The 9304-nt window shown below is 69.4% G+C and carries 11 protein-coding genes; 6 read left to right on the top strand and 5 right to left on the bottom strand.

Annotation, left to right across the window (positions count from 1 at the left end; genetic code table 11):
* Positions 1 to 208, top strand: a 208-nt coding sequence (locus tag AC08OU_RS18905; RefSeq protein WP_476605441.1) for a hypothetical protein, incomplete at its 5' end; no start/stop codon positions are given.
* A gap of 262 nt (positions 209 to 470) precedes the next feature.
* Here the strand turns inward: AC08OU_RS18905 and AC08OU_RS18900 are convergent.
* Both AC08OU_RS18900 and AC08OU_RS18895 read right to left on the bottom strand, forming a co-directional pair.
* Entirely contained in the window at positions 471 to 1130 is a 660-nt protein-coding gene (locus AC08OU_RS18900; RefSeq protein ID WP_476605440.1) for a cutinase family protein, read from the bottom strand.
* A gap of 130 nt (positions 1131 to 1260) precedes the next feature.
* A complete protein-coding gene (locus AC08OU_RS18895; RefSeq protein WP_476605439.1) occupies positions 1261 to 1953 on the bottom strand; it encodes a TetR/AcrR family transcriptional regulator in 693 nt (230 codons plus the stop codon).
* 121 nt (positions 1954 to 2074) lie between these two features.
* On the opposite strand from AC08OU_RS18895, the gene AC08OU_RS18890 reads away from it, so the two are divergent.
* The 4 genes from AC08OU_RS18890 (at position 2075) to AC08OU_RS18875 (ending at position 6544) form a co-directional block, all read left to right on the top strand.
* Positions 2075 to 3622, top strand: a complete 1548-nt coding sequence (locus tag AC08OU_RS18890; RefSeq protein WP_476605438.1) for an alpha/beta hydrolase domain-containing protein — start codon at positions 2075 to 2077, stop codon at positions 3620 to 3622.
* Between the two features lie 267 nt (positions 3623 to 3889).
* A complete protein-coding gene (locus AC08OU_RS18885; protein WP_476605437.1) occupies positions 3890 to 4513 on the top strand; it encodes a VanZ family protein in 624 nt (207 codons plus the stop codon).
* A gap of 95 nt (positions 4514 to 4608) precedes the next feature.
* Positions 4609 to 5334: a response regulator transcription factor gene (locus tag AC08OU_RS18880; protein WP_476605436.1), complete on the top strand. Its 726-nt coding sequence runs from the start codon at positions 4609 to 4611 to the stop codon at positions 5332 to 5334.
* On the top strand, positions 5327 to 6544 hold the full coding sequence (locus AC08OU_RS18875) for a sensor histidine kinase (protein ID WP_476605435.1): 1218 nt from the start codon (positions 5327 to 5329) through the stop codon (positions 6542 to 6544). Before AC08OU_RS18880 ends, AC08OU_RS18875 begins: the two co-directional genes overlap by 8 nt.
* Positions 6545 to 6684: 140 nt before the next feature.
* On the opposite strand, the gene AC08OU_RS18870 is transcribed toward AC08OU_RS18875, so the two are convergent.
* From AC08OU_RS18870 to AC08OU_RS18860, 3 genes are all read right to left on the bottom strand, one after another.
* The gene (locus tag AC08OU_RS18870; RefSeq protein WP_476605434.1) at positions 6685 to 6987 is read right to left on the bottom strand and encodes a VOC family protein; all 303 of its coding nucleotides are present in this window, start codon (positions 6985 to 6987) and stop codon (positions 6685 to 6687) included.
* Complete coding sequence (locus tag AC08OU_RS18865) at positions 6906 to 7814, bottom strand: family 43 glycosylhydrolase (RefSeq protein WP_476605433.1); 909 nt, start codon at positions 7812 to 7814, stop codon at positions 6906 to 6908. Before AC08OU_RS18865 ends, AC08OU_RS18870 begins: the two co-directional genes overlap by 82 nt.
* 142 nt (positions 7815 to 7956) lie before the next feature.
* Positions 7957 to 8622 carry a maleylpyruvate isomerase N-terminal domain-containing protein gene (locus AC08OU_RS18860; RefSeq protein ID WP_476605432.1) on the bottom strand — a complete coding sequence of 222 codons (666 nt, stop codon included), beginning with the start codon at positions 8620 to 8622 and terminating at the stop codon, positions 7957 to 7959.
* Positions 8623 to 8727: 105 nt separating this feature from the next.
* On the opposite strand from AC08OU_RS18860, the gene AC08OU_RS18855 reads away from it, so the two are divergent.
* On the top strand, positions 8728 to 9304 hold a 577-nt coding region (locus AC08OU_RS18855; RefSeq protein WP_476605431.1), incomplete at its 3' end, for a hypothetical protein.

The raw sequence follows: 9304 nt of genomic DNA, 5'->3' as shown, positions 1-9304 counted from the left end.
AGGGTTTCGCATAAGCCTCTATGTGCTCACTTACTCGGAGGAATCGGGGGAAGAGATCCAGCGCGGGGAGATCAACTGCTCGGGGTCCGAGGAGACTTCGAACTCAGCCTTCTCGGCGACGGCCAAGCCGAGGCGAGTCCAACTCAACGCGGGCGAGTACCCGGACGACATCGTCAACGCCTACATCCTAGTTGTTCCGTCCCCGTAGGGGCCCAGGGCCCGCGGAACTTCCAAGGTGTCCTCGAAGTTGCCGGGATGAAGTAGGCATCCGCGGGCGCAGTGGCGGGTGGCGGATCGCGTCTGACGTACGCGTTGGTTGACGGGGGTCGCGCCTCGCTGGCCGCCCAAAGCGACGGCTGAGGCGCTCCCAACATCATCTGGGTAGAAGATGACGTCGGAAGCGCCTCAGCCGTGTTCACACTCGGCGCCGTCAGGCCACGCGAATGATCCTCAGACGAGAAGTCTTGGGGTCAGCCCGCGTTGACCTTCTGGGCGGCGAAGTCGGCGGCCTTGTCCGTGGCACCGTTGAGCCCGTAGAGCAGGTGCGCCGTCACGTCGAAGCCGGACGCGCACACGGGGTCACCGTTGTTGCAGATGTCCATAGTCTTGTCCTTGTACGCCGGCGCGTCACGCCCGATGTCGCCGAGCACCAGCTTCAGCGGGTTGCCGAACACCGCGACGGCCTTGATGCGGTCCTGCAGGTTGGTCGGGATGCTCTCACCCGAGCCGAGGAGCGTCTTGACGCCGATGGCGATGTCCGTCACCGTCGCGCCCTGCGAGTACCCGCCGATCACGAACTTCGTGTTCGGGCAGCGCCCCGCGACCTCCTTGATGTTCTTCGTCATGTTGGTGGCGCCTGCGCCGGCACTGGTCTGCAGGACGTCCGCCGCGTAGTCCACGTCGTAGTTGGTCACGTTCTTGCCGGCCAGCCGCTTCTTGAGCGCGGCGACGAACGGAGTGCCGACGATGCCGGGGTCGAGGGTTCCGCGGGCGAACACGATGTGAACGTCGGAGCACGTCTGGGCGGAAGCCGGAGCCGCAGCAGCCGTCCAGCCCATCGCCAGGCCCATCAGGGTCGCGGCACCGGCTGCTGCGAGGCGCTTGGTGGGGAGAAATGTCGCAAAGGCCATGAGCCAGGGAAGCCCTTCGTCAGAGATTGCGCGACCCCGGCAGGACCGGGAGCCGCCATCCGAATCGTCAGGTCCGGACGATGCGGGAAGGTAACAGAACGCGACTCGGGTGGACAAGCACGGAAGCCCCTTATGCGTGCAAATTTCGGCCAAGTCCGGTCAATTCGGCGGCTGCACCCGGGGTAGCGTGAGGGGCCTCGCCCTCCAGTTGGGTCAGGTACCGCTCGACGAGGGCGAGCGTCTCGGCGTGGCCCGTACTCACGCCCAGTGACTGCTCCATCACCATGGCTCGTGACAGGCTCGAGATGAGGACGAGCACGGCGGCGACGGGGAATTCCTCGGTGTCCACGCCGTAGCGCGCGAGTGCCCGCCCGACGGCGTCCACCTGGGCTGCGCGGAGCCGTTCGGCGACGGCGGCGATCTCGGCCCGGATGGCCTTGCGGTGGTTGGCCAGGCCCATGAGCTCGCTGGCGACCCTCCCCACGACAGGGTCGGTGTTGAGGGCCCAGAGGGCTCGCAGCGGCTGGGGTGATTCCAGCGCCTGCCGTTGCCGCTCCAGGGCCGCGGTCTCACCCCGCTGCAGGAGGGTCAGGTGCAGGTTGTCCATCGAGCTGAAGTAGTAGTGGACGAGCTGAGGCTTCAGGCCGGCCTTGGCGGCGACGCGCCGAGTGGTGACGGCCGTGTACCCCTCTTCCAGCATGAGCTGCACGGCGGCGCTCAGGAGTGCCAGGCGGTTCGCTGCGTCCTCAGTCGGGCTCCGGCGTGGCCCTCTGCGCCCCGGTGGTGATGATGCGGACGGCGTTCCCGGCGTGGAGCGTGGCACTTCGGGATCATACGTGGGTGCCGGCGGTGCCGTGCGCTCGTCCCGCTCTTGCTGTACGCTCGTCCAGCGAACGCCATTCGGTTTCCCGGTTCACCGATTCCCTGACTGAGGAGTTCCGGAGATGATCTCTCGCGTCTTTCGACCTTCCCGCAGCCGCTGGGGCGGCACACTGGCCGCCGCGCCAGTGGCGATATTAGCAATCACCGCTGCCGGTCTCGGCGTCCTGTCGCTGAGTTCCCCTGCCGATGCAGCGGTCGCCGTGCCGACGATCACCACGCCACCGGCCGGCACCCACGGCTTCCCGTTCATGTCCGACGCGGCGTCGGCCGCCGCGAAGGGCTACACGGAGGGGGAGTTCTTCCTGAGCGGCACCGCGACGGCTTACAAGAAGTCCGGCACGTTCGGCTCCGACGGTAAGTGGGCGGTAACCCCCGCGAGCAAGGCCCCCTACAAGACCCGGATCCTCGTGGAGCGCCCGAGCGACGCTGCGAAGTTCAACGGGACCGTCGTGGTCGAGTGGTTCAACGTCACCGGCCAGATCGACGTGCCCGCGGACTGGGTCACGATGAAGGACGAGCTCGTGCGCTCCGGCTACGCCTACGTCGGTGTCTCGGCGCAGAAGGCCGGGGTCGACGGCGGCCTGCCGTTCTTCGCCGCGCTGAAGGGCTGGGATGCGGCGCGCTACGGGACCCTCACCCATCCGGGTGACGAGTACTCGTACGACATCTTCTCCCAGGTCGGCCAGGCGCTCCGCACCCCCAACGGCCCCAATCCGCTGGGAAGCCTGAAGCCCACCAAGCTGATCGCGGTAGGCGAGTCGCAGTCGGCGGTCCGGATGACCACGTACGTGGACGCGGTCGCGCCGGTGGCCAAGGTGTTCGACGGACATCTGATCCACAGCAACTTCGCGTCCGGCGCGCCGCTGGAGGGCTCGTCGGGGGACACCTCGATGCCGAACCCGACGCGCATCCGTACGGACCTGTCGGCTCCGACGTTCCTGGTGGAGACCGAGTCTGACGTGCTCATGCACCTCGCGGCCCGGCAGCCGAACTCCGCCAGGGTGCACACCTGGGAGATCACCGGCACGTCACACGCGGACAAGTGGCTGCTGCAGGGAACCTCGGCGCTCGCCGAGCACAGCTACGCGGCGGACATTCCCGATCTGAACTGCGGTGCGGACACGGCGCCGCCCAACGACGGGCCGGGGCGTTTCGGCGTGAACGCCGGGCTGGCCGCCCTGAACCGGTGGACCCGGACGGGCAGCGCGCCGGCCGTGGTCCCGAACATCACCGTGGTGAACGGGCAGATCTCTCGCGATCCCGCCACCGGGCTCGCTCTCGGCGGGCTCCGGCTGCCCGACGTCACGGTGCCCACCCGAACCCTGAGCGGGCAGCACAGCACGACCGGGTTCGGGTTCGCGTGCGGCCTGTTCGGCTCCGTCGACCCGTGGAACAGTGACGCCGATCCCTGGGACCTGCACAACGTCGACGACCCGTCCGATCTGGCCGGAAAGCTGACGTCCGAACCGGATCTGAAGCGTCTCTACCCCACGCACGCCGACTACGTCGCCAAGGTGCAGGCCGAGGCGAACACGGCGGTCCAGCGCGGAATCCTGACATCGGGCGACGCCGCCACCATCGTGACGACAGCTCGTAAGGCTTCCAGCTAGCCAGCCCCACCCGGGCGCCGGATGGACTCAGTCGTGTTGTGACCCGTTCTCGGGGTCACAACACGACTGAGTCGCTTTGCTTTTGGGGGCTCCTCGGTGCGGCGCCTCGGTGCGGCGACGCGCGCCGTGCCGGAGAAGGGTCGTGAGCGCGACATATCGCGGGCGTAGGGAAAATCGCATACGCCACAGCAACGGCTCCTTGGCTTTGATGGGGGCGTGAACCGCAGCGAGTCCCTGTCAGCACCGCTCCGCCGTACGCGCACGATCGTGCCTCTGAGCCTGGCGATCCTCGGCGCGGCGTGCGCCGCGTTCGCTGTGCGGCGGCCGCTCATGATGTCCGCTCCGAGGTGCGCGCGCGGGCGGTGGCACGGGTGCTTCGACACGGAGAACGGCGTGGTGCTCATGACGCTGGTCGCGCTGCCGTTGGCCGCTCTGGTGGTGTGGGCTCTGGCGTGCCGTCGGCGTGCCGGCGGCGTCCGATCGGCGTGGCGGACGTCCCTGGCCGAGGTGGGCATGGTCTACGGGACGGTGCCGTTCGTATGGATGACCATGATGCCGGGATCGGGGGCCGGCGTCGTCCCCGGCCGGATGAGCCTGGTGCCGCTGCGGGACCTCGTCACGATGGGGCCGCTCGGAATCGGCGGCAACCTCCTGGTGTTCGCGGCGCTGGGGTTCTTCGCCCCGCTGCGGTTCGCGACGCTGGCGTCGGTTCCGCGGATCATGGCGCTCGGGGCGGGCTGCTCGGTCCTGGTCGAGGCCGCCCAGTACGTCCTGCGGCTGGACCGGGTGTCCTCGGTGGACGACGTACTGCTCAACACCGCCGGCGCCGGGCTTGCCGCGCTGGCGTCGCGCCGCTGGTGGCGGTCATGGTCCCAGGCAGCTGCAACCTGATCCGAAACCTGGGTGGCGGATCGCGGTCACTGCGCCAGGGTGACGTGTCCCGCTTGCATATGTCGGCGATATGCGATGCTGCCTAGGCTTCGGGTATGCGCGTGCTGCTCGTGGAGGACGAGCCCTACCTGGCTGAGGCTGTCCGCGACGGTCTCCGGCTGGAGGCGATCGCCGCCGACATCGCCGGCGACGGCGACACCGCGCTGGAGCTGCTCGGCGTCAACCCGTACGACCTCGTGGTCCTCGATCGCGACATTCCGGGTCCTTCCGGCGACGAGATCGCTCGGCGGATCGTCGCCTCCGGCAGCGGCACCCCGATCCTGATGCTCACCGCCGCCGACCGGATCGATGACAAGGTTGCGGGGTTCGGGCTCGGCGCCGACGACTACCTCACGAAACCGTTCGACCTCAGGGAGCTCGTCATGCGCCTGCGGGCACTCGACCGCAGGCGCGCGCACGCCCGGCCTCCGGTTCGCGAGCTCGCGGGCCTGCGGGTGGACCCTTTCCGCCGTGAGGTCTTCCGCGACGGACGCTACGTCGCGCTCACCCGCAAGCAGTTCGCCGTGCTGGAAGTCCTCGTCGCAGCCGAAGGCGGTGTCGTCAACGCCGAGGAGCTACTGGAGCGGGCCTGGGACGAGAACGCCGACCCCTTCACCAACGCCGTCCGCATCACCATCTCCGCCCTGCGCAAACGCCTCGGCACACCACGGCTCATCGCCACGGTGCCGGGCGTCGGCTACCGCATCGACACCGGCACCGACACCGGCACCGACACCGGCACCGGCATCGACACCGCCCACCCTGCCAGTGCTCATGAATAGACGCCCAGGGCTCAGCGCCCGCCTGAAACTCACCATCAGCTACGCCGGAGTCATCCTCCTCGCCGGTGCCCTCCTGCTGGCCGTGGTATGGGTATTCCTGCTGCGCTACGTTCCCGACGGCGCGATCATCACACCCGCCGTCGACGGGTTGGGTCACCGTCGGGCTTTCGGCCCCGGGCCTCCGTTCATTCCCAACCGTTCCGACCTCCTGCGCGCGTTCGCTCCGAAGGCGGGCGCCATGGTGGTGTTCCTGCTGGTGTTCGGTCTCCTGGGCGGATGGATCCTCGCCGGCCGGATGCTCGCACCGCTGACACGGATCGGAGACGCGGCACGGTTGGCCTCGAACGGATCACTGTCCCATCGGATCCGCATGGAAGGCCCCCACGACGAATTCCGCGAACTCGCCGACGTGTTCGACACCATGCTCGAACAACTCGAGTCCCACGTCACCCAACAGCAGCGATTCGCCGCGAACGCCTCCCACGAACTGCGCACCCCGCTGGCAATCTCGCAGACGCTCCTCGACGTCGCCCGTAACGACCCGATGCGGGACCAGGGTGAACTCATCGAACGTCTCTACACCGTCAACGCGCGGGCGATCAACCTCACCGAGGCCCTCCTGCTGCTCAGCCGGGGCAACCGCAGAAGCTTCACCCGCGAGCCCGTCGACCTCTCACTCGTGGCCGAGGAAGCCGCCGAAACACTGCTTCCCCTCGCCGAACAGCGCGGGATCACGCTGCAGGTCACCGGCGAGACAACACAGACCGTCGGCTCCCCGGAGCTCCTGCTGCGGATGGTGATGAATCTCGTCCAGAACGCCATCATCCACAACCTTCCCGACGGCGGTACCGTGACGGTCCACACCCAACCGCAGCACTACGCGAGCCTGCTGCGGGTCGAGAACACGGGCCTTCCTCTCCGACCGGAAGTGGTACCGACCCTGATAGAACCCTTCCAGCGCGGAACGGAACGCATACGCACGGACGAGCATGTCGGCGTCGGCCTCGGGCTGGCCATCGTGCACAGCATCGTCCAGGCGCACGACGGGACCCTCGACCTCGCACCCCGCCCCGACGGCGGTCTCCTCGTCACGATTCGACTTCCCGGCACGCCGGAGGCCTCCGGGCGCGTCGCGCAGAAGCTCTTCCAGCGTGACGGCAAGGTGAACCACGGTCCGCCGGTTTTCGATGGCGGCAACGGTCCGCCGTGACCATCTCCAGCAAGCAGCGCCTTCCCGAGGCGGGCTCCGCCGGGCGGTCGTGGCACGCTGCGGTGCCCGCCACGGCGTCGAGATACGTGCCCGGCGAACGTTCGTAGCGGAGCCGGGTCGCCGCATGCGTGAAGACACTGTCAGCTGGGCTGCCAGAGCTCGACCCGATTGCCCTCAGGATCGGTGACCCAGCCGAATCGGCCGACACCCTGCATGTCTTGAGTCTCCTTGGCCACGTCCGCGCCCATGGCGCGCAACTGCGCGAGCATCGCATCCAGGTCGCGGACACGGAAGTTGAGCATCGTCTGCTGGGAGCGGGAGCCGAAGTACTCGGTCCCCGACTCGAAGGTCGCGAACACCGTCACGCCGGCTTCCTGACGCCACATGCCGTTCTCATCGGCGTCCAGGCCCAGGCAATCGCGGTACCACGCACCCAGGGCCACTGGGTCGGCGGCCCGCAGGAAGTACCCGCCGACTCCAAGCACACGTTCCATGCGGGTATCCTGCCACAACGCCCATCCGGTCCCAGATCAGCTGCGGCGGAGGGTGTTTCGGGCGCCGCCGGGGCCGGCCAGCAGCAGGCCCCGGTCGTGGCGCAGGTATTTCGTGGCATCGCCGGCGAGCTGGAGCGAGATGCCGTCCGGGCGGTGGATCCGGCGGAAACTCGCCTGCCCGGCGAAGGCGGTCCCGGGTTCGACCGGGGCGAGGGCACCGCCTCGCCGGCGACGCGCACGTAGCGGTCGGACAGGTTGACGGACTGGATCGACTCGGTTGCGCCGCCGGCGAGGCCGGGAACGAAGCGGAACTGCGTGTCGGCGAGCCGGCGGACGCCGGAGTCGACGCGGACGACGTCGTCCAGGTGCCGGACGAACGCCGCCGGGGCGTCGGCCGGTGAGAGCCCGACGGTCGGTCCGCCCGGGCCGACGGGCACGCCGACCAGCGGTGTGCCGTCAGGGTGCCAGTACAGCTTCTGCACGCGGGTGTGACGATTCGGGTCGAAGAGCGGGTCGCCCACGACGTCGCGGTAGTCGCGCGCGTAGTAGACGAGGACGCCGGTCACGCCGTCCTCGGCGACCGCGAACGAGTTGTGCCCCGGGCCGTAGCGCCGCGTCGGTTCGTGCGTGAAGAACACCGGCTCGGGCGTCTCCACCCACGACGCCCGGTCGAGGAGGTTCGCCGCGGCGTCGGCCTGCACCCAGAGCCGACCCGCGTCCGTGCCTCGCGTGGCGATGAGCTTCCCCGTGTACCTGGTCCACGCGTCGCCTCGCACGCTGAGACCCAGGGCCTCGGTTCAAGCTTTCGGGACTGACTGTGCGGGTGCACCTGTCCTGTGGGCGCGACTCAGTCGCGTTCGGACCCCGAAAAGGGGTCACCACGCGACTGAGTCGCACGTGACTCGGGCACTGAGCCCGTCAGCCGAGGACGAGTGGGAGCTTCGCAGCCAGCTCGCCCAGCTCGCCCAGGTCGGCCTTCTGGGCGTCCGTCGGGACGCGCCGTCCGGTGCCGACCAGCAGCGCATCCCTGTCGGAGAACGACCCGGGGAACCTGGCTCCGGCGATCGTCTCCAGCATCTCGCGTGACCGGGCGAGTCCTTCTGCGGGCGGGTCCGCGAGGCCCGGGAGGTGTGCGATCAGGTCGAGGTGGTGCAACGTCCACTCCAGGATGTACGCGGCGAGGTAGTCGCCCGCGGTGAGAACCTGATCGCGGGTGCTGACCCGGAGGTTCGGGTCGGCGAGTTCAGCGGCGCGTCCGGCGGCGGAACCGACATCGTCGAGGTGGAACTTCAGCAACCACGGCTCCTCGTACGCGGCGGCGAGCCGGACGGTCAGCGCGTCCAGCGGGTCGTCGCCGGTCGGCGGCGTTCTCGTAACCTCCCAGTAGGTCACCGCGTCCCGGGTCGGCTCCGCCTCGGCGGGGGTGACGAGAGTGATCAGCACGTCCTGCGCGTCGATGATCAGGTGGCACGCCAGGTCCCGCACGAGCCAGCCGGTGCAGCCGGACGGCTGTTTGAGGTCCTGGTCGGAGAGCTTGCCGACCGCCGCGCGCAACGCCGTCCACGACCGTGAGAACAGATCCACGGCGGCACGTTAGGGCGGCGCCGGAACGGGGGACAAGCGCATTGGGGCCGCCGGACCCCCGACGTAGCGGTGACCGCGCCGTCCGCGGGTGTGGACAGTGGCCGCATGGGTGAGGGTGGTCCGGGCGAAGGCGCGGCCGACGTCGTGTCCGACGTCCTGTCCGACGTGGTGGTGGAGCTCTACGGCATGCCGCCGGGGGAGTTCACCGGCGCCCGCAACGAGCGCGCCAAGGAGGCGAAGGCCGCGGGGGACAGGGAGTTGTCGCTGGCGATCGGCCGGCTGCGCAAGCCGTCCACCGCCGCCTGGCTGCTCAACCAGATGGCGCGCCACCACGCGGACGAGCTCGAGCGGTTCCTCGCGATCGGATCGGCCCTGCGCGAGGCGCAGGCCGATCTGGACGCCGAGCAGCTCAGGCAGCTGGGCCACCCGGTGAGCGAGTCGGTCGAGACCGAGGTCGAGCAGACCCTCCGGGTGGCGCTCGCGGACGCCGACGCCGCCGCCGCGGTCCGTGGCGGCCGGCTCACGAAGACGCTCGACTACGCCGGTCTCGGCGACACGGGGGTGGACCTCACGGACGCCGTGGCGCTCCCCGGCTCGCCGCGGCTGGCGCCGGCTTCGGGCCAGCGGGCGTCCGGCCAGCGGGCGTCCGGCCAGCGGGCGTCCGGCGAGAGCCGCGCCGCGC

The sequence above is a fragment of the Frankia sp. CcMO1 genome (genome assembly GCF_977945845.1).
This window is presented reverse-complemented; position numbering and strand designations above follow the sequence as displayed.

Bases quoted from the DNA above. Each gene is read 5' to 3' on its own strand.
- AC08OU_RS18880 (WP_476605436.1), top strand. From the start codon at position 4,609: ATGCGCGTGCTGCTCGTGGAGGACGAGCCCTACCTGGCTGAGGCTGTC.
- AC08OU_RS18890 (WP_476605438.1), top strand. From the start codon at position 2,075: ATGATCTCTCGCGTCTTTCGACCTTCCCGCAGCCGCTGGGGCGGCACA.
- AC08OU_RS18875 (WP_476605435.1), top strand. From the start codon at position 5,327: ATGAATAGACGCCCAGGGCTCAGCGCCCGCCTGAAACTCACCATCAGC.
- AC08OU_RS18900 (WP_476605440.1), bottom strand. From the start codon at position 1,130: ATGGCCTTTGCGACATTTCTCCCCACCAAGCGCCTCGCAGCAGCCGGT.